This is a genomic window from Paracoccus fistulariae, assembly GCF_028553785.1.
GTDB classification, from domain to species: Bacteria; Pseudomonadota; Alphaproteobacteria; order Rhodobacterales; family Rhodobacteraceae; genus Paracoccus; species Paracoccus fistulariae.
The window spans coordinates 73,432-92,147 of record NZ_CP067136.1; the positions used below are offsets into that span (position 1 = coordinate 73,432).

16 protein-coding genes are annotated in these 18,716 nt (G+C 63.3%); 7 read left to right on the forward strand and 9 right to left on the reverse strand.

Going from position 1 to position 18,716, the window contains the following annotated elements; all coding sequences use genetic code 11:
* Window positions 1-5: 5 nt before the first annotated feature.
* From sufC to JHX87_RS00425, 6 genes are all read left to right on the forward strand, one after another.
* A complete protein-coding gene (gene sufC, locus JHX87_RS00400; RefSeq protein ID WP_271884338.1) occupies window positions 6-761 on the forward strand; it encodes a Fe-S cluster assembly ATPase SufC in 756 nt (251 codons plus the stop codon).
* On the forward strand, window positions 761-2,101 hold the full coding sequence (locus JHX87_RS00405) for a SufB/SufD family protein (RefSeq protein ID WP_271884339.1): 1,341 nt from the start codon (window positions 761-763) through the stop codon (window positions 2,099-2,101). The genes sufC and JHX87_RS00405 overlap by 1 nt, the downstream gene beginning before the upstream one ends.
* A gap of 3 nt (window positions 2,102-2,104) precedes the next feature.
* The gene (locus JHX87_RS00410) at window positions 2,105-2,590 is read left to right on the forward strand and encodes a hypothetical protein (RefSeq protein WP_271884340.1); all 486 of its coding nucleotides are present in this window, start codon (window positions 2,105-2,107) and stop codon (window positions 2,588-2,590) included.
* A complete protein-coding gene (locus JHX87_RS00415) occupies window positions 2,587-3,192 on the forward strand; it encodes a YIP1 family protein (protein ID WP_271884341.1) in 606 nt (201 codons plus the stop codon). The genes JHX87_RS00410 and JHX87_RS00415 overlap by 4 nt, the downstream gene beginning before the upstream one ends.
* Window positions 3,189-4,400: a cysteine desulfurase gene (locus tag JHX87_RS00420; protein ID WP_271884342.1), complete on the forward strand. Its 1,212-nt coding sequence runs from the start codon at window positions 3,189-3,191 to the stop codon at window positions 4,398-4,400. The genes JHX87_RS00415 and JHX87_RS00420 overlap by 4 nt, the downstream gene beginning before the upstream one ends.
* Before the next feature lie 103 nt (window positions 4,401-4,503).
* Window positions 4,504-5,718, forward strand: a complete 1,215-nt coding sequence (locus JHX87_RS00425) for an NAD(P)/FAD-dependent oxidoreductase (protein WP_271884343.1) — start codon at window positions 4,504-4,506, stop codon at window positions 5,716-5,718.
* Between the two features lie 21 nt (window positions 5,719-5,739).
* Here the strand turns inward: JHX87_RS00425 and JHX87_RS00430 are convergent, their stop codons facing one another.
* The 9 genes from JHX87_RS00430 to JHX87_RS00470 all read right to left on the reverse strand — a co-directional run bounded on the left by JHX87_RS00430 (window position 5,740) and on the right by JHX87_RS00470 (window position 17,830).
* Window positions 5,740-6,432, reverse strand: a complete 693-nt coding sequence (locus tag JHX87_RS00430) for a Crp/Fnr family transcriptional regulator (RefSeq protein WP_271884344.1) — start codon at window positions 6,430-6,432, stop codon at window positions 5,740-5,742.
* A 120-nt stretch (window positions 6,433-6,552) separates the two neighbouring features.
* Window positions 6,553-7,017, reverse strand: coding sequence for a hypothetical protein (locus JHX87_RS00435; RefSeq protein WP_271884345.1), 465 nt, complete (start codon window positions 7,015-7,017; stop codon window positions 6,553-6,555).
* The gene (locus JHX87_RS00440) at window positions 7,010-7,558 is read right to left on the reverse strand and encodes a DUF2478 domain-containing protein (protein ID WP_271884346.1); all 549 of its coding nucleotides are present in this window, start codon (window positions 7,556-7,558) and stop codon (window positions 7,010-7,012) included. The genes JHX87_RS00435 and JHX87_RS00440 overlap by 8 nt, the downstream gene beginning before the upstream one ends.
* A 2-nt stretch (window positions 7,559-7,560) precedes the next feature.
* The gene (locus JHX87_RS00445; RefSeq protein ID WP_271884347.1) at window positions 7,561-8,391 is read right to left on the reverse strand and encodes a peptidylprolyl isomerase; all 831 of its coding nucleotides are present in this window, start codon (window positions 8,389-8,391) and stop codon (window positions 7,561-7,563) included.
* 7 nt (window positions 8,392-8,398) lie between these two features.
* Window positions 8,399-9,115: a respiratory nitrate reductase subunit gamma gene (gene narI / locus JHX87_RS00450; RefSeq protein ID WP_271884348.1), complete on the reverse strand. Its 717-nt coding sequence runs from the start codon at window positions 9,113-9,115 to the stop codon at window positions 8,399-8,401.
* A 29-nt stretch (window positions 9,116-9,144) separates the two neighbouring features.
* Window positions 9,145-9,810: a nitrate reductase molybdenum cofactor assembly chaperone gene (gene narJ, locus JHX87_RS00455; RefSeq protein ID WP_271884349.1), complete on the reverse strand. Its 666-nt coding sequence runs from the start codon at window positions 9,808-9,810 to the stop codon at window positions 9,145-9,147.
* Window positions 9,807-11,324 (reverse strand): nitrate reductase subunit beta, encoded by a 1,518-nt coding sequence (gene narH, locus JHX87_RS00460; RefSeq protein ID WP_271884350.1) that lies wholly within the window; start codon window positions 11,322-11,324, stop codon window positions 9,807-9,809. The genes narJ and narH overlap by 4 nt, the downstream gene beginning before the upstream one ends.
* Window positions 11,321-15,088: a nitrate reductase subunit alpha gene (locus tag JHX87_RS00465; RefSeq protein WP_271884351.1), complete on the reverse strand. Its 3,768-nt coding sequence runs from the start codon at window positions 15,086-15,088 to the stop codon at window positions 11,321-11,323. The genes narH and JHX87_RS00465 overlap by 4 nt, the downstream gene beginning before the upstream one ends.
* A 21-nt stretch (window positions 15,089-15,109) precedes the next feature.
* On the reverse strand, window positions 15,110-17,830 hold the full coding sequence (locus JHX87_RS00470; RefSeq protein ID WP_271884352.1) for a nitrate/nitrite transporter: 2,721 nt from the start codon (window positions 17,828-17,830) through the stop codon (window positions 15,110-15,112).
* A 372-nt stretch (window positions 17,831-18,202) separates the two neighbouring features.
* On the opposite strand from JHX87_RS00470, the gene JHX87_RS00475 reads away from it, so the two are divergent.
* On the forward strand, window positions 18,203-18,658 hold the full coding sequence (locus JHX87_RS00475) for a MerR family transcriptional regulator (protein WP_271884353.1): 456 nt from the start codon (window positions 18,203-18,205) through the stop codon (window positions 18,656-18,658).
* Window positions 18,659-18,716 lie beyond the last annotated feature (58 nt).

Below are 18,716 nucleotides of genomic sequence, written 5' to 3' on the forward strand. Positions count from 1 at the left end.
GAATTATGCTGAAAATCAATAATCTGCACGTCAAACTTGAGGACGAGGATAAGCAGATCCTGAAAGGTCTTTCGCTGGAGGTTCCGGCCGGTCAGGTGCATGCCATCATGGGGCCCAACGGCTCGGGCAAATCGACGCTGTCCTATGTCCTGTCGGGCCGCGACGGCTATGAGGTGACCGAGGGCGAGGCGGCGCTGGATGGCGAAGACCTGCTGGACATGGAGCCCGAGGAACGCGCCGCCGCCGGGCTGTTCCTGGCGTTCCAGTATCCGGTCGAGATTCCGGGCGTTGGCAACATGACCTTCCTGCGCACCGCCGTGAATGCACAGCGCAAGGCGCGTGGCGAGGACGAACTGTCGGCCGGCGAATTCCTGAAAGTCGTGCGCGCCAAGGCCGCCGATCTGAAGATCGATGCCGAGATGCTGAAGCGTCCGGTGAATGTCGGTTTCTCGGGCGGTGAGAAAAAGCGCAACGAGATCCTGCAAATGGCCATGCTGGAGCCGCGCATGTGCATCATGGACGAGACCGACTCGGGCCTTGATGTCGATGCCATGCGTCTGGTGTCGGACGGCGTGAATGCGCTGCGCAGCCCCGATCGCAGCTTTCTGGTCATCACCCATTATCAGCGCCTGCTGAATCATATTCAGCCCGACGTGGTCCATATCATGTCGAATGGCCGCATCGTGAAGACCGGCGGTCCCGAACTGGCGCTGCAGGTCGAAGAAGAGGGCTATGGCGATCTTCTGTCGGAGGCCGGCTGATGGCGGAGAGCGCAGTGAAGACCGCAGAGGTCACACCGCAGGTGACGGGCACCGCCAAGCCGGCTGATGCGCTTGGCGCGCGGCTGTCGGCGCTGGATTTGCCCAACGGCGGCTTTACCGCCGCAGCCCGCAGCGATGCGCTGTCGCGCCTGCAACAGATGGGCCTGCCCGCGCCGCGCGATGAATATTGGCGCTATACCGACCCGAAACCCTTCAACGCCGCGCAGCCTCAGCCGATGGCGGTCGATGCGGCGGCCGGGGATTCGCCGCTATTTACCGATCTGGACCGGCTGAATCTGGTCTTTGTGGACGGCGCCTTCGATGCGGCAGCCTCGGATGATCTGTCGCTGGAGGGCGTCGAGATCGAGATTCTCTCCGCCGCCGATACCGGGTCCGATCACTGGGCCGCCGGGATCTATGGCGCTCTGGAAGCCTCGGGTCAGGTGCCGGTCAAGCGTCCCTTCGCGGCGCTGAACACGGTTGCGGCGCGCGACGGCGTGCTGATCCGGGTGACGGGAAAACCCTCGAAACCCGTGCATATCACCCATCGCCGCGCGGCTGACGATGCCGATGCGATCTGGCACCATGTCATCAGGATGGAGCCGGGCAGCGAAGTGACCGTTCTGGAAACCGGCATGTCGGGCGCACGCTCGAACGGGCTGATCGAGGCCGATGTCGCCCAAGGTGCGAAGCTGCATTACATCGCCTCGAAGCGCGCGAACCATCAGACCGTGGGCCTGTCGCACCTGTTTGCGCGCGTTCACGCCGAGGCGCAGTTGAAGGCCTTTACCCTGTCGGTGAACGGGTCGGTCATGCGTCAGGAAGGCGTGATCGAAATCGTCGGCGACGACGCCGTGGCCCATATCGCGGCGGCGGTTCTGGGCGATGGTCATGTCGGTCCGTTCCACCATGACGACACGGTCTTCATCACCCACGCGGCCGAGCGCTGCGAAAGCCGTCAGGTGTTCAAGAAGGTGCTGAAAAACGGCGCGAAAGGCGTGTTTCAGGGCAAGATCCTGGTCAAGCCGGGTGCGCAGAAGACCGACGGCTACCAGATCAGTCAGGCGCTGCTTCTGGACGAGGACAGCCAGTTCCTGGCCAAGCCAGAGCTGGAGATCTATGCCGATGACGTGATCTGCTCGCATGGCTCGACCACGGGTGCCATCGATGAAGAGGCGCTGTTCTATCTGCGCTCTCGCGGGGTGCCGCATGACCGGGCGATCATTTTCCTGGTCCTGTCCTTCCTGGCCGATGCGCTGGAAGAGGTCGAAAGCGACGAATTGCGCGACCAGATCAATGGCAGGCTGGAAGCCTGGCTGACCGACCGGTCGGGAAAGTAAGCCGTGTCGGGGGGGATCCTGCCGCGGGTTCTGAAAAGCTGGTGGGCGCCGCGCCCTGTGGTGCGGAGCCTTGCCGCGATGAGCGAGGCGCAGAAGGTCGTCCTGCTGATGGTCGCGATGCTGATCTTTCTGATCGCGCAGATGCCGTCGCATTCGCGTGCCGCGACCCTTGACCCCTCGATCCCCTTCGAGGCGCGCTTTGGCGGCGCGCTGCTGGCGGTGATGTTCGTCATGCCGCTGATCGCCTATGGGCTGGCCTGGCTGGTCTCGGTCCTGTCGCGGCTGACGCCCTGGCGGATCAGCGGGCCGGATTCGCGGCTGGCGCTGTTCTGGGCCTTGCTGGCGGTCGCGCCTGCGATGCTGTTGCAGGGGCTGGTCGCGGGCTTTGTCGGGCCGGGCCCGGCGCTTGGGCTGGTGCAGGTCATCTGCGGCCTGGGCTTTCTGTTCATCTGGGGCGCGGGCCTTTCGGCTTTGGCGAGGCGCAAATGACCTTCGAAGATCTCAAGATGCTGTTCCTGTCGACCTTCCGTGACCCGCAGGGCACGGCCAGATGGCTGATCGGACAGAATTTCCCCATCGGCGCGCGCTGGATTGCCATGCTGCTGATGGCGGTCGTCTCGGCCCTGCTGGGCTTTCTGTGGAATGCGATCCTGATGCTGCGAATGCCGGTCGAGGTGACGGCGGTCGCCGCCGGATCCTCGCCGCTGGATAACCCGCTGATGATGGCGGCGATCCAGATCTTTGCCATTGTCCTGTCGGCCGGCGCCATGGCCTATGTCGGGCGGCTGTTCGGCGGCAGGGGCCGGTTCGAGGATGCGATGGTCCTGACCACCTGGATCGAGGCGGTGATGATCCCGGTCGAATGCATCAATCTGGTGATGGTGCTGATCCTGCCCGCGCTGGCCTCGATCACCGGGATCGTGGTGATCGCGCTGTTCTTCTGGCTGACCGCGCAATTCGTCATGGCGCTGCACGGGTTCCGCAGCGCGGGCAAGGTGGCGCTTGGCATGTTCGGCACGCTGCTGGCGCTTGGCCTGTTGCTTTATCCCCTTGCCGCGATGCTGGGAATGCTGCCGGAGTTACCGCAATGAGCTTTGATATCGACAAGGTCCGCGCCGATTTTCCGATCCTGTCTCGGCAGGTGAACAACCGCCCGCTGGTCTATCTGGACAGCGGCGCCAGCGCCCAGAAGCCGCGTCAGGTGATCGGCGCCATCACCCGCGCCTATGAGGGCGAATATGCCAATGTCCATCGCGGTTTGCATTACCTGTCCAACCTGGCGACCGATCATTACGAGCGTGTGCGCGGCATCATTGCCCGTTTCCTGAACGCCCCGCATGAGGATGAGGTGATCTTTACCAGCGGCTCGACCGAGGGGATCAATCTGGTCAGCTATGGCTGGGCCGCGCCCCGGTTGCAGGCGGGGGATGAGATCCTGCTGTCGGTTCTGGAACATCACGCCAATATCGTGCCGTGGAACTTCCTGCGTGAACGTCAGGGCGTGGTGCTGAAATGGGTCGAGCCGGAACCCGATGGCAGCCTGCCCGCGGAAAAGGTCCTGGCTGCGGTCGGGCCGCGCACGAAGCTGATTGCCCTGACGCAGATGTCCAATGTGACCGGCACGATCATCGATGTCGCTGCGGTGGCGCGGGGCACCGATGTGCCGGTGCTGGTCGACGGGTCGCAGGGCGCGGTGCATATGCCGGTGGATCTGGCCGAGCTGGGCGTGGATTTCTACTGCATCACCGGGCATAAGCTCTATGGCCCCTCGGGCTCGGGCGCGATCTGGATCCGGCGCGACCGTCAGGCCGAGATGCGCCCCTTTATCGGCGGCGGTGACATGATCCGCACGGTGTCGCGCGACGGTGTCACCTATGCCGATCCGCCGCTGAAATTCGAAGCAGGCACCCCCGGCATCGTCAACCAGATCGGTCTGGGCGCGGCACTGGAATATCTGATGGGCCTGGGCATGGAAAATGTCGCCGCCCATGAACGCAAGCTGCGCGATTACGCCCGCGACCGTCTGCGCAGCCTGAACTGGTTGCAGGTTCAGGGCGATGCGCCCGACAAGGGGGCGATCTTTTCCATGACCATGCAGGGCGCGCATCCCCATGACATGTCGACCATTCTGGACAAGCGCGGCATCGCCGTGCGTGCCGGATCGCATTGCGCCATGCCACTGATGGATTTCTATGGAATCACCGCCAGCGCCCGCGCCTCTTTCGCGATGTATAATACCATCGAGGAAGTGGATGCTTTGGTCGAAGGATTGACCTTCTGTCGCGAGCTTTTTGGTTGAATCTTGCAAAGATTCAGCCACTCGCCGAAGAATGCCCGAAAATTCTTGCCCGACGCGGTTCATTTCTGCACAGGGTGGCCTCGATTTACCAAGGGGGGCAGGAATGGCTGAGATTCTGGTTCTGGGCGCGGGGATGGTTGGTGTCAGCACCGGGCTGGCCTTGCAGGCGCGTGGGCATCAGGTCACGATTGTGGAACGCGGATCGCCGGGGCGCGAGACCAGCTATGGCAATGCCGGGCTGATCCAGACCGAGGCGGTCGAACCCTATGCCATGCCGCTGTCGCCCTGGGTTCTGGCGCAGATCGCGCTGGGGCGCGGCTATGACGTGCGCTGGAACATTCCGGGCCTGATGTCGCAGGTGGGCGCCGTTCTCAGCTATGCGCGCAACTCTCTGCCCTCGGCCCATCGTCGGGCGACGATCACCTGGGGCAAGCTGATCCGGCAATCGACGGAACGCCACGCGCCGCTGGTGCAGGCGGCCGGTGCCGACAACCTGATCCGCCGCGATGGCTATATCGAGATCCACCGCACGCCCAAGGCCATGGCCAAGGCGCGCATCGCGGCCAAGCGTTTCCTGGATGAATTCGGCGTCGAGGCCAAGCTGATGGACGGGGCCGAGTTGCGTGGTCTGGAACCCGCCATCAAGGTCGAGGTCGAGGGCGCGACCCATTGGCGCGATGCCTGGGCCTGTTCGGATCCGGGCGGGCTTGTCGCGGCCTATGCGAATCTGTTCGAAAAGCAGGGCGGGCGGATCGTGAATGGCGATGCGGGCGATCTGCATCGCGATGGCAACGGCTGGCGGGCCGATGACTATACCGGCGAACATGCGGTCATTGCGCTTGGCCCCTGGTCGCCCATGCTGCTGGCGCGCTATGGGCTGAACGTGCCGATGGTCTACAAGCGCGGCTATCACCGCCATTACCACATGGAAACGCCGCCCAATCACCCGATTGCGGATTTCGGCAATTCGGTCGTGCTGTCGCCGATGCGGCGCGGTTTGCGCATCGCCACGGCGGCGGAACTGACCTCGCATCCGCGTCTGGCGCCGCCGCAACTGCGCCACGGGGAAGAGGCCGCCCGCGAATTGTTCGACATCGGTGCCCCGGTCGAGGCCGAACCCTGGACCGGCCGCCGCCCCTGCATGCCCGACATGCTGCCGGTGATCGGCAAGGTTCCCGATCAGCCGAACCTGTGGGCACATTTCGGCCATGGTCATCAGGGCTTTACCCTTGGCCCGGTCACGGCGGAAATTCTGGCCGACGAGATCGACGGGGGCGAAGGCTGGGCCGCCTTGCAGCCGGCGCGGCTGAAGCATTAGGACCGACACGGCGCGCCCGGCTCAGCTTTCGGCGAAAGCGATTTCCTGCAGCTGGGCGACAGAGCTGATCCGGGCCTGATTATGGTCGATCTCGACCCCGAATTTCCGCAATCGCCCGAAGGCCCGGCTGAGGCTTTCGGGCTGCATTCCCAGCCGTCCCGCGATCAGCGCCTTGTCATAGGGCATGGTCACGACGGCGCTTTCGACGCCCTGCGGGCACAGTTCCAGCAGAAATCCCGCAACGCGCTGCGTGCCGGACCGGGCTTTCAACTGCTCGATCTGTTCGACAAGGCCCTGCAGATGGATCAGCATCGAGGCGATGATCGAAATCGCGACCTTGGGATGCGCGTCCAGCGTCGATAACAGCGCATCGGCGGGCACGCAGATCACATGGCAATCGGTGGCCGCCTCGGCCGAGACGGGATAGGCCGACCGCTGCAGCGCGATCGGCTCACCAAAGGACTGACCCCGGCTGAAGATATGCACCACCGTCTCGGTCCCGTTCTGCGTGATCCGGTACAGCTTGACCCAGCCATCGGTGACGATATGCAACGCGTGCGCCTCATCGCCCTGATAGAAGATGGCCTCGCCGCGCTGAAAGTGAACGACCCGTGCGGCGTCCAGCAGGGGCTCTCTCATATCTATCGGCAGCGTCGCCAGAAAGCGGGATTGCCGCGCGATCTGGCGCTGATTGTCGGTAAGGGTCTCGGACATGTGGGGTCGGATGCAGGACGGTCAGGAAAGGGGCATACGGAAAAGGCGCGCTGTGGCCAGCTTACGCCGCGCCGCGCCGCTTTACCATCGTCCTGATGTCGCAGCCATGCCATCGGCGGATCAGAACAGTCCGTGCGATCCGCCCACCGCGCCGATCAGGGCGATCACGGCCAATGTCAGAAGCACCCGATGCGCGATCATCACGACGCGGAAGGCACGGGGTGAGATCTGGGGCTTTCCGCGCCTGATGCGTCTCAGAACGGGTTCGATCACGAACAGGATCAGCATGAAGATCAGCCAGACCAGCAGCATGGCATGCATCCACCAGAAGCCCGGTTCCTGAAAACGCGACCACATCTGCCCGCGCCAGACCATCCAGAAGCCGCTGATCCCGGCCAGCAGCACCCAGATCCGCGCCTGCGGGGCGAAATGACGCTCGATCCGGCCAAAGCTGGCCAGCCGGTCGCCCTGCGCCGCGCTGTCGCGGATCGCGGGCATGATGACCAGCGTGACAAAGCCGACGCCGCCGATCCAGAAAAGGACGGCGGCGACATGCATGATCCGGGCGATGGTCATGTCAGCCATGCGCGGTCTCGAATGCCTGCGCCATGTGATCCCGCGCCGCGTCGCGACAGGCGGCAAGGCACCATTCGGTGATTGCCTCGGCACTGGCGGGCAGGGGGGTGGCCAGTTGCCCGGCGAAATCCAGAAACGGTTGCAGGTTCAGCCCGTTGACGCCGACCAGAACCGGGATGCCCTGTTCCAGAGCCTTGGCAATCGCGGTTGTCAGGCCACGGCCCTCGGCCTCTTGCTTGCCGAATTTGTTGACGACCAGCAGATCGGCGCGCCTCAGCGCGGCTTCGGTCCACATGACCGAGCGTTCCAGCGCATCCGCGTCCAGCCGACAGCCCCGGGCCTCGGGGCCGCGATCGACGCTGATCCGCACCTCTGGCCCATCGGGCAGAAGCCGCAGGTCCATATCGCAGAGCGGTCGGTCAGCGCGGTCGATATTGGTCTGCACCGTGCCCGCCAGCGCAAGGCCCGCGGCCTCCAACTGGCCCACCGCCTGGGCCAGCAGGCGGTCGATGGCGCCGCGACCCGAAAGCGTGACATAGGCGATCTGCATGCTCATCCCTCCTGCCGGGCAAAGGGAAGGGCGCTGTCGGTGTCGATGGTCAGGCCGATGATCTTTGCCTTGCGGATCAGCCCGGCGATGAAGGCGTGACAGGCGCGCAGCCATGCGGCCTTGTCATGGGCTTCGCGCAGCCGGGGCAGGACGGTGTCGAAGGGCAGCACCTCGCCCCGGACCATCGCGTCCAGCCGAACGACATGCAGGCCATAGCGGCTGCGCACCGGCTGATCCGCGATGCTGTCTTCCTGCATCCGCGACAGCGCCGCTTCAAATTCCGGCACCGTGTCGCCCGAACTCAGCTGACCCAGCACCCCACCCGCGTTTTTCGACGAACAGGCGCTGTATTCTTCCGCCATCGCGGCGAATTTCTGCGGTGCGGTCTTCAGGTCCGCGATCAGGGAGCGGGCGGTGTCTTCGGCCTCGGCCCGTGCCTTGGGATCATCCGGCGCGACCGGCAGCAGGATATGCGCCGCCTCATAAAGCGACGGGGCGCGAAAGCGGTCGGGATGGGCGTCATAGAGCGCACGCAGCTGGCCCTCATCGGCGGGCTCGGGGGTGATGGCGGCGTCCAGCAGCGCGGCGATCCGGGCCTCATCCTCGGTTTCCCACTGGCCGGGCGCGATCTCGGCCGGGGTGGCGTCAAGGTCGCGGCGGGCGACCTCTTGCAGCAGCAATTCCCGGATGGCCAGCGCACGGGCGGCGGCTTTCCACGCCGCGCCGGGCTTGCCCTTGGGGGCAGGATGGTTCTGCGCCTCGGCCGCGATGCGGGCGGGGTCCAGCGTGACGCCGTTGACGATGATCGGGGGCAGAAGGGGTTTGATCTGCATGGCGCACCTATTCGGCCGGATGTTGCGGGGCGGGGCTGTCTTCGGGATCGTGACGCTTGCTGCGCACGATCTGATAGCCGGGTCGCCACAGATAGCGGATCGGGGCCGAGGCCATATGCACAAGCCGCGTGAAGGGCACCAGCATGAAGATCGTCAGGCCCAGCAGGATATGCAGCTTGAACAGCCAGTGGACATCCTGAACGCTAAGCCAGGCATCGGGCCGGAACAGCATGATCGCATTGGCCCATTGCATGAACTTGACCATTTCTTCGCCATCCAGATGCTGCATCGACACGATGATCGTGGCCAGCCCCAGCAGAAGCTGGACATTCAGCAGCACGAGGATGGCGATATCGGCAAAGCTGGAAATCGCCCGGACGCGCGGGTTGAACAGCCTGCGATGCAGAAGGATCAGCCCACCCGCAATCGCCATCAGCCCGGCAATGCCGCCGATGACAATGGCCATCACCTGTTTGAAGCCATGGCCGATATGCAGGAAGTCGAAAACCTGGATCGGCGTCAGCATCCCGACCAGATGGCCGAAGAAGATGATGATGATGCCGACATGGAACAGCACCGAACCGATCACCAGCTGGCGGCGGGCCAGAAGCTGGCTGGATTTCGATTTCCAGGTAAAGGGATCGCGCTCGTAACGGATGATCGAGCCCAGAAACATGACGGTCAGCGCCACATAGGGCAGGACCTGAAAGATGAAGAATTCCATAACTTATCCTTTCTGGCGTTCAGGGCGGGCTAGCGCGCGTCCATACGGGCAAGAAGATCGCGGCTGACGGGGCAGCCGGCATTCGGGTCGGGGCCGAAGGTGACCTGGGCTTCCTCCCAGACGGCATCCAGCGCGGCCAGATCCTCGGGGTCGTCATCGGGGATCCCGGCCAGTTCGGCGGGCGGCTCGGCATCGGCTTCGGACAGCGCGACCAGCGTGGTCATCACCGCCGCATAGGCCGCCTCGCGCCGGTGCAGGCGTTCGGCCAGCGCGGCGATGATATGGGCGGCATCGGCCAGAATGGCGCGGGCCTCGGGCAGGGGGCGGGTGGACAGGTATTCCAGCAGCACCGGCAGATGATCGGGCAGTTCCGGACCGGCCAGGTCAAAGCCGCCCGCGCGATAGGTTTCCAGCAGATCGACCATCGCCCCGCCCCGGTCGCGGCTTTCGCCGTGAATATGCTCGAACAGGTTCAGCGACAGCGTGCGCGAGCGATCGAACAGCAGCACATAGCGTTCCTGCAATTCGTACAGATCGCGATCGGCAAGCTGATGCAGCAACGTGTCAAGCTCGGCCAGGCGGCGCGGGCCGATCAGCCCTTCCTGATGCAGCACGTCGCGGATCTGGGGGATGGCCGCGCAAAGCTCGGCCGAGGGATAGCTGAGAAGGGCAGAGAGCGCCTTGAAACTTTTCATGCCAGAAACTCCTGCGGACTGCGGAATTTCTTGTTCCCGAACAGCGAGCCGCCATCGCCCGAGGAACAGCCATGCCCATCGGTAAAGCCGCAGCCGCCGCGCAGGTCATAGGCGTCCTCGACCAGTTCGCGATGCGTCGTCGGGATGACAAAGCGGTCTTCGTAATTGGCGATGGCCAGCAGCTCATACATCTGATCGATCTGCAGCGGGGTCAGTCCGACGCGCTGCGCGGCGCCAAGATTGATGACGCCGTCGATGGATTTGGCCCGCATATAGGAGCGCATCGCCATCATCCGTTCCAGCGCCAGCGCCACGGGCGCCTCATCCCCGGCGGTCAGCATATTGGCCAGATAGCGCAGCGGAATGCGCAGGCTGCGGATGTCGGGCATGTCGTCCTGCGCGGCGATCCGGCCCGCCTCGGCCGCGTTCTGGATGGGCGACAGCGGCGGCACATACCAGACCATCGGCAGGGTGCGGTATTCGGGATGCAGCGGGAAGGCGATCTTCCATTCCATCGCCATCTTCCAGATGGGCGAATTCTGCGCCCCGGTGATCCAGTCTTCCGGCACGCCCTCGGCGCGGGCGGCGGCGATCACCTCGGGATCGTTCGGGTCCAGAAAGATGCCCATCTGCGCATCGTAAAGCTGCTGTTCATCCTCGACGCCGGCGGCCTCTTCGATCCGGTCCGCATCGTACAGCATCACCCCAAGATAGCGGATCCGCCCCACGCAGGTTTCCGAACAGACCGTCGGCTGCCCGCTTTCCAGACGCGGATAGCACAGCACGCATTTCTCGGATTTGCCGGTCGACCAGTTGTAATAGATCTTCTTGTAGGGACAGCCCGAGACGCACATCCGCCAGCCTCGGCACTTGTCCTGATCGATCAGCACGACGCCGTCATCCTCGCGCTTGTAGATCGCGCCCGAGGGGCAAGAGGCGACACAGGCCGGGTTCAGGCAGTGTTCGCACAGGCGCGGCAGATACATCATGAAGGTGTTTTCATATTCTCCGTAGATCTCTTTCTGCACGCCTTCGAAGTTGTAATCCTGAGAGCGTTTTTCGAATTCGCCGCCCAGGATCTCTTCCCAGTTCGGGCCCCATTCGATCTTCTCGATCCGCTCGCCCGAGACCAGCGAACGCGGGCGGGCCGTTGGAAAGGCCTTGCCCTCGGGCGCGGATTTCAGGTGGTCGTAATCGAAGGTGAAGGGCTCGTAGAAATCGTCGATTTCCGGCAGGTCGGGATTGGCAAAGATATTGGCCAGAATGCGCCATTTGCCGCCCTGTTTGGGTTGCAGATGGCCCGCGCTGGTGCGGGTCCAGCCGCCCTTCCAGCGCTTCTGGTTTTCCCAGTCCTTGGGATAGCCGATGCCGGGCTTGGTTTCGACATTGTTGAACCAGGCGTATTCGACCCCTTCCCGAGAGGTCCAGACATTCTTGCAGGTGACCGAACAGGTGTGACAGCCAATGCATTTGTCCAGGTTCAGGACCATGCCGATTTGTGCGCGTACTTTCATTCTGCTGCCTCCGGGCTTGGGGTGGCTGACGCGGCTTCATCCGTCTGATCAAGCCAGTCGATCTTGTTCATCTTGCGGACGATGACGAATTCGTCGCGGTTCGACCCGACCGTGCCGTAATAGTTGAAGCCATAGGACAGCTGCGCATAGCCGCCGATCATATGGGTCGGCTTCAGGATCGTGCGGGTGACCGAGTTGTGGATGCCGCCACGGTTGCCGGTGATCTGGCTGCCGGGCGTGTTCACGATCTTTTCCTGCGCGTGATACATGAACAGCGTGCCTTCCTTCATCCGCTGGCTGACCACGGCGCGGGCGGTGATGACGCCATTGCTGTTAAAGACCTCGACCCAGTCATTATCGGCCAGCCCGGCTTTTCTGGCGTCAGTTTCTGACATCCAGACGACCGGGCCGCCCCGGTTCAGCGTCAGCATCAGCAGGTTGTCGGAATAGGTCGAATGGATGCCCCATTTCTGGTGCGGGGTGATGAAGTTCAGCACGACATGCTTTTCACCCGCCTGCAGCGACCGCGTCGCATCCTCGCCCACGGTTTTCAGATCGACCGGCGGGCGCCAGGTCACGAAAGCCTCGCCAAAGGCGCGCATCCATTCGTGATCCTGATACAGCTGCTGTCGGCCCGACAGGGTGCGCCAGGGGATCAACTCATTCACATTGGTCCAGCCGGCATTATAGCAGACCTCTTCGCTTTCGATGCCCGACCAGGTGGGAGAGCTGATGATCTTGCGCGGCTGGGCGGCAATGTCGCGGAAGCGGATCTTTTCGTCCTCCTTGACCTCGGCCAGATGCGCATGGTCGCGGCCCGTGGCCTTGGTCAGGGCCTTCCATGCCTTGACCGCGACCTCTCCGTTGGTTTCGGGGGCCAGCATCAGCACCACCTCGGCGGCGTCGATGGCGGTGTCGATCCGGGCATTGCCCTTGGTCGGCCCGTCCTCGGTCACCGTCCCGTTCAGCGCCTTCAGGTGATGCACCTCGGTTTCGGTGTTCCAGCTGATCCCCTTGCCGCCATTGCCCAGCTTTTCCATGAGCGGCCCAAGCGAGGTGAAGCGGCGGTAAAGGTTGGGATAGTCGCGTTCGACGGCGATATAGGCGGGCGCGGTCTTGCCGGGCAGCAGATCGCATTGCCCCCGCTTCCAGTCGCGCACATCCATCTGCGCGATCTCGCCGGGGCTGTCATGCTGCAGCGGCAGTTGCACCACATCGGTTTCGACGCCCAGAACCTCGGGCGAGATTTCCGAGAATTTCTGGGCGATGGATTTGAAGATCTCCCAGTCGGATTTCGATTCATAGGCCGGATCGACCGCCGCCTGCAGCGGGTGGATGAACGGATGCATGTCCGAGGTGTTCATGTCGTCCTTTTCGTACCAGGACGCGGTCGGCAGCACGATATCGGCATAGACCGCCGTGGTGGACATGCGGAAATCGATGGTCACCAGCAGGTCCAGCTTGCCTTCCGGCGCATCCTGGTGCCAGGCGACCTCGACCGGTTTGCGGCGCCCCTGCTGACCCAGATCCTTGCCCTGCACGCCGTGATCGGTGCCCAGCAGGTGTTTGAGGAAATATTCATGCCCCTTGCCCGAGGATCCCAGCAGGTTCGAGCGCCAGACGAACAGGTTTCGCGGCCAGTTTTCCGGCGCGTCGGGATCTTCGCAGGACATCTGCAATTCCCCCGATTTCAGCCGCTGGGCGACGTAATCCTTGACCTCGATCCCGGCATCCTTCGCGGCGCGGCCGACCTTCAGCGGGTTGGTCCTGAGCTGCGGGGCCGAGGGCAGCCAGCCCATGCGTTCGGCCCGCACGTTATAGTCGATCAGGCTCAACTCGGTCCAATCGCCGCGCGGTGCGGTGGGCGACAGGATTTCGGACGCGGTGACGGTCTCATAGCGCCACTGATCGGTATGGGCGTACCAGGCGCTGGTCGAGTTCATGTGCCGGGGCGGACGCGCCCAGTCCAGCGCAAAGGCCAGCGCGGTCCAGCCCGTTTGCGGGCGCAGCTTTTCCTGCCCGACATAATGCGACCAGCCGCCGCCGGATTTGCCGACGCAACCGCACATCACCAGCATGTTGATGACCGCGCGATAGTTCATATCCATGTTGAACCAGTGGTTCATCCCCGCCCCGATAATGACCATCGAGCGGCCATTCGTCTTTTCGGCATTGGTGGCGAATTCGCGGGCGACCTGAATGATCTTGTCGCGCGACACGCCGGTGATCCGTTCGGCCCAGGCGGGGGTGAAGGGGACATCGGAATCGTAATCCGTGGCGACATTTTCGCCGCCCAGGCCACGATCCAGACTGTAATTGGCGCAGAGCAGGTCAAAGACCGTCGCCACCAGCGCCTCGGTCCCGTCGGCCAGCGTCACCCGACGCGCGGGCACGTGGCGGGTCAGGATATCGCCGCGGTCATCGACCTCGAACCCGTTGCTGGCCGCGCCGCCGAAATAGGGGAAATCGACCGGCACGACCTCGTCGTGATCCTCATCCAGCAGCAGGCTCATCCGCAGCTGCGTCTCGGCCCCACTGGCCTTGGCCTCAAGGTTCCAGCGCCCGGCCTCTTCGCCCCAGCGGAACCCGATCGAGCCGTTGGGGACGACCAGATTGCCGCTGTCATCGTCAATCGCGATGGTCTTCCATTCCGGGTTGATCTTCTGGCCCATGCCGTCGGACAGATCCGAGGCGCGCAGCTGTTTGCCCGGCACGATCCGGTCGCCGACATGATCCAGACGGACCAGCATCGGCATGTCGGAATAGCGGCGGCAGTAATCCTCGAAATAGGGGACCTGACGGTCCAGATGGAATTCGCGCAGGATTACATGGCCGAAGGCCATGCCAAGTGCCGCGTCGGTGCCCTGCTTGGCATGCAGCCAGATATCGCTGAACTTCGCGGCCTCGGAATAATCGGGGCAGATGACAGCGGATTTCGTGCCTTTGTAACGTACCTCGGTATAGAAATGCGCATCGGGCGTCCGGGTCTGTGGCACGTTCGAACCCCAGAGGATCAGATAGCCCGCATTATACCAATCCGCCGATTCCGGCACATCGGTCTGTTCGCCCCAGGTCTGCGGGCTGGCGGGCGGCAGGTCGCAATACCAGTCATAGAAGGACATGCAGGTGCCGCCCAGCAGCGACAGATAGCGGGTGCCCGCCGCATAGGAAATCATCGACATCGCCGGGATGGGCGAGAAGCCGAAGACCCGGTCGGGCCCATATGTCTTGGCGGTATAGGCATTGGCGGCGGCCACCATCTCGGTCGCTTCGGCCCAGCTTGCGCGCACAAAGCCGCCCTTGCCGCGAATGCGGGTATAGCTGGCCCGCGCCTCGGGGTCGTTCTGGATCGCGGCCCATGCCTGAACCGGCGACATGCTGCGGCGCTTTTCGCGCCACAGCTTCATCAGCCGCCCGCGGATCAGTGGCGTCTTTACCCGGTTGGCGGAATACAGATACCAGCTGTAGGAGGCACCCCGCGCGCAGCCGCGCGGTTCGTGATTGGGAAGATCGGGCCGGGTGCGCGGATAATCCGTCTGCTGCGTTTCCCAGGTCACGATGCCGGATTTGACATAGATCTTCCACGAACAGGACCCGGTGCAGTTCACCCCGTGGGTCGAGCGCACGATCTTGTCATGGCGCCAGCGCGAACGATATGTGTCCTCCCAGTCACGGCTTTCCGTGGTGGTCTGGCCATAGCCCTCGGCAAAGACGTCCTTTCGGTTGGATTTCAGGAAATTCAGGCGATCCAGAAGATGGCTCATGTTGCTGTCTCCGTCAGGGTGTCAGGCAGGTTGAGATGTCGGGGCGGGGGGCAGGCGGCGGTTTTCCACATCGTGCAGAAGCCCGCCGCGCCGCGTGTAGTAGAACCAGGTCACGGCAATGCAGAGCGCATAGAAGATCACAAAGCCCCACAAGGCGCCGACCGGCGATCCGGTCATGGTGATCGAGGTGCCATAGGCCATCGGGATGAAGAAGGCGCCATAGGCCGCGATGGCCGAGGTAAAGGCGATGATCGCCGCGCTTTCGCGTTCCGATTGCTTGCGCAGCGCCTCGCCCGTCAGGTCGGGCATCAGGCGCGGAACCTCTTTCGACATGATCGTGGGGATCATCTGGAAGGTCGAGGCATTGCCCACGCCGGTCAGGAAGAACAGCGCCATGAAGCCCGCGAAGAAGCCGATAAAGCTGCCTGCGCCAAGCGCGGTGATGACGCAGAAGGTCGCGATCATCATGCCGATGAAGGTCCAGAAGGTGACCCGCCCGCCGCCGAACCGGTCGCTGATCCAGCCCGTCCCGGCCCGGCTGAGCGCGCCAAGGAAGGGGCCGATGAACACGAAGTTCTGCGCATTCACGCTGGGGAAGGCCAGATTGATCAGCAGCGGGAAGCCGGCGGAAAAGCCGATGAAGCTGCCGAAGGTGCCGGTATAAAGCAGGCACATCAGCCAGTTATGCTTGCGGGTGAAGATGATCGCCTGCTCGCTGAAGCTGGCGCGGGCATCGGCGATATCGTTCATCCCGAACCATGCCGCCGCGGTCGAGACCAGAATGAAGGGCACCCAGATGAAGCCCGCATTCTGCAACCACAATTCGCCGCCATCCTGCAACGTCTCGGGCGCGCCGCCCATGGCGCCAAAGACGCCTGCGGTGATCACGATGGGCACCAGAAACTGCATCAGCGAGACGCCCAGATTGCCCAGACCCGCATTCATGGCCAGCGCGTTCCCTTTTTCCGATTTCGGGAAGAAATAGGCGATATTGGCCATGGATGAGGCGAAGTTCCCGCCCCCGAAGCCGCAAAGCAGCGCCAGGATCAGGAAGATCATATAGGGCGTTTCAGGGTTCTGGACGGCATAGCCGATGCCAAGGGCCGGGATCATCAGCGACGCGGTCGAGATCGTCGTCCACAACCGGCCCCCGAAGATCGGCACCATGAAGCTGTAAAAGATCCGCAGCGTCGCGCCGGACAGGCCGGGCAGGGCGGCCAGCCAGAACAGCTGATCGGTCGAGAAGTCGAAACCGATCAGCGGCAGCTTGGCCACCACCATCGACCAGACCATCCAGACCGAAAAGGCGAACAGCAGCGCCGGGATCGAGATCCACAGGTTGCGCCGCGCGATCTTGCGGCCCTTTTGTTGCCAGAATTGCGGATCCTCGGGGTGCCATTCCTCCAGCGTGTGCGGCATGGCGGTACGGGCGGGGTCATGGACCTCGGCAAGCTCGGGGAAGCTGGGCAGATTGTCCAGCGCCGTGCCATGGGCCTTGCGCTCCATATTGCGGATCGACAGGTGCATCCAGCCCATCGACACGACGACGATGACCAGAAGCAGCACGAAGCAAGAGGTATAGATCCCCGTCAGATCCAGCAGGCCGCCAAAGACGATGGGCAGGATGAACCCGCCCAGACCGCCGATCATGCCCACAAGCCCGCCGACCGCGCCGACATGGTTGGGATAATAGACGGGGATGTGCTTGAACACCGCCGCCTTGCCCAGGCTCATGAAGAACCCAAGCGCGAACAGCGTGATGACGAAGGGCACAAGCCCCATCTGCGTCGAGAAAGAGATCGGACCGTTACGGCCGTGGATCACGTAATCCGTCGGCGGATAGGACAGCATGAACAGCAGCAGCCCCGAAAAGCCCAGCGTCCAGTACATGACCGCGCGGGCGCCGAACCGATCCGACAGCACGCCGCCATAGGCACGGAAGACGCTGGCCGCCAGGCTGAAGACCGCCGCGCAGATCCCCGCCACCCGGACATCGACGCCGTAAACATCGGTCAGGTAATGCGGCAGCCACAGCGCCAGCGCGACAAAGCCGCCGAAGACGAAAAAGTAATACAGCGAAAAGCGCCAGACCTGCAGGTTCTTCAGCGGGGCAAACTGCTCGGCCAGCGACGGGGCGGGCAGGCCCTGTTCACGCCTTGCGCGAAAGGCCGGATCGTCCCGCGCGACCAGAAAGAACACCAGCCCCATCAGGCCGATGGCCACCGCCCAGATCTGCGCGACGCTTTGCCATCCCCAGGCGACCAGCACAAAGGGCGCCAGGAATTTCGTCACCGCCGCGCCGACATTGCCCATGCCAAAGATGCCAAGCGCGGTTCCCTGCCTTTCCGGCGGAAACCATTTCGACACATAGGCGACGCCGACGATGAAGGACCCGCCCGCAAGCCCCACGCCAAGCGCGGCCAGCAGGAAGGTTGCATAGCTGTCGGCCCAGATCAGCGCCCATGTGGCCGCCGCCGTCAGGATCATCTGCAGGGCAAAGACCAGCCGCCCGCCATAGCGTTCGGTCCAGACGCCAAGGATGAAGCGCGACAGCGATCCGGTCAGGATCGGGGTTGCGATCAGCAGGCCGTATTGGAACTCGGACAGGCCGAGTTGCTGTTTGATCTCCAATCCGATGATTGAAAAGATGGTCCAGACCGCGAAGCACAGAGTAAAGGCGAATGTGCTAAGCCAAAGGGCGCGGCTTTGGGCCGCCGGGTCGGGTGTGATCTGCGCTGGCATATCGTTCTCCCACTACGCTGGCTTCCGCAACGGAATCCTGTCGCGGATATTGACCTGCACAAAACACGCCCTGAAATCCGGCGCCTTGATGAAAGTCAAAAGGGCCCGGAAACTGGTTAATAAATCCGCGATGATCTAGTTAGTTTATTGAATTTATTTGTGAATATTTTTAATCCGCACATGCGCGGGCCAATCGCGCCCTTACCTGCGCTGATTCGTCGCAGGTAAAGCAAATGTGATCGGTGGCCGGGCCCGAACCCGCCCAGCGGTCTCACCTTTCCGCCACGCGGGGGCTTGCGCCGTGTTCGCGGCTCGACGGCAGATCTTGCGGCGCGTAGGTTCTCGGCTTTGACACGTCGCTCTGGGGGCAGGATGAAGATCGGTGAACTGGCAAGCCAGACGGGGCTGTCGATTTCGCGCATCCGCTATTACGAGCGGATCGGCCTGCTGAAATCCGTCTATCGCATGCCCAATGGCTATCGCGCCTATCCGCCGGAATCGGTGCTTGCGCTGAAGCTGATCCTTGCCGCGCAGGTGGCCGGGTTCAGCCTTGAAGAGATCCGCATCCTTGTGCCGCCGGATGTCGTCAGCTGGGATCACGACCGCCTCTCCGCGATGCTGGAGGACAAGCTGGCCCAGATCGCGGCGCAAGAGGCCCGGCTTGCGGACAGCAAGGCCCGCATCATGGCCCTCCGGCAGGCTTTCTCGACCCGGCCCGAGGGGATGGATTGCGCGGCCAATGCAGCGCGGATGCTGTCGCTGCTGATCCCCGATGCAGCCGATTACCTGCCAAAGCCACGGCGCGGCAGCAATTCCGGCGACAACTGACGCAGGATCCGCCGGTCGGAAACGAGCCCTCATCGCCGCCCGGCAGGATTTTTCAGAA

Coding starts and splice junctions, on each gene's coding strand:
- sufC (WP_271884338.1), top strand. CDS start 6: ATGCTGAAAATCAATAATCTGCACGTCAAACTTGAGGACGAGGATAAG.
- JHX87_RS00405 (WP_271884339.1), top strand. CDS start 761: ATGGCGGAGAGCGCAGTGAAGACCGCAGAGGTCACACCGCAGGTGACG.
- JHX87_RS00415 (WP_271884341.1), top strand. CDS start 2,587: ATGACCTTCGAAGATCTCAAGATGCTGTTCCTGTCGACCTTCCGTGAC.
- JHX87_RS00420 (WP_271884342.1), top strand. CDS start 3,189: ATGAGCTTTGATATCGACAAGGTCCGCGCCGATTTTCCGATCCTGTCT.
- JHX87_RS00425 (WP_271884343.1), top strand. CDS start 4,504: ATGGCTGAGATTCTGGTTCTGGGCGCGGGGATGGTTGGTGTCAGCACC.
- JHX87_RS00430 (WP_271884344.1), bottom strand. CDS start 6,432: ATGTCCGAGACCCTTACCGACAATCAGCGCCAGATCGCGCGGCAATCC.
- JHX87_RS00435 (WP_271884345.1), bottom strand. CDS start 7,017: ATGGCTGACATGACCATCGCCCGGATCATGCATGTCGCCGCCGTCCTT.
- JHX87_RS00440 (WP_271884346.1), bottom strand. CDS start 7,558: ATGCAGATCGCCTATGTCACGCTTTCGGGTCGCGGCGCCATCGACCGC.
- JHX87_RS00445 (WP_271884347.1), bottom strand. CDS start 8,391: ATGCAGATCAAACCCCTTCTGCCCCCGATCATCGTCAACGGCGTCACG.
- narI (WP_271884348.1), bottom strand. CDS start 9,115: ATGGAATTCTTCATCTTTCAGGTCCTGCCCTATGTGGCGCTGACCGTC.
- narJ (WP_271884349.1), bottom strand. CDS start 9,810: ATGAAAAGTTTCAAGGCGCTCTCTGCCCTTCTCAGCTATCCCTCGGCC.
- narH (WP_271884350.1), bottom strand. CDS start 11,324: ATGAAAGTACGCGCACAAATCGGCATGGTCCTGAACCTGGACAAATGC.
- JHX87_RS00465 (WP_271884351.1), bottom strand. CDS start 15,088: ATGAGCCATCTTCTGGATCGCCTGAATTTCCTGAAATCCAACCGAAAG.
- JHX87_RS00470 (WP_271884352.1), bottom strand. CDS start 17,830: ATGCCAGCGCAGATCACACCCGACCCGGCGGCCCAAAGCCGCGCCCTT.
- JHX87_RS00475 (WP_271884353.1), top strand. CDS start 18,203: ATGAAGATCGGTGAACTGGCAAGCCAGACGGGGCTGTCGATTTCGCGC.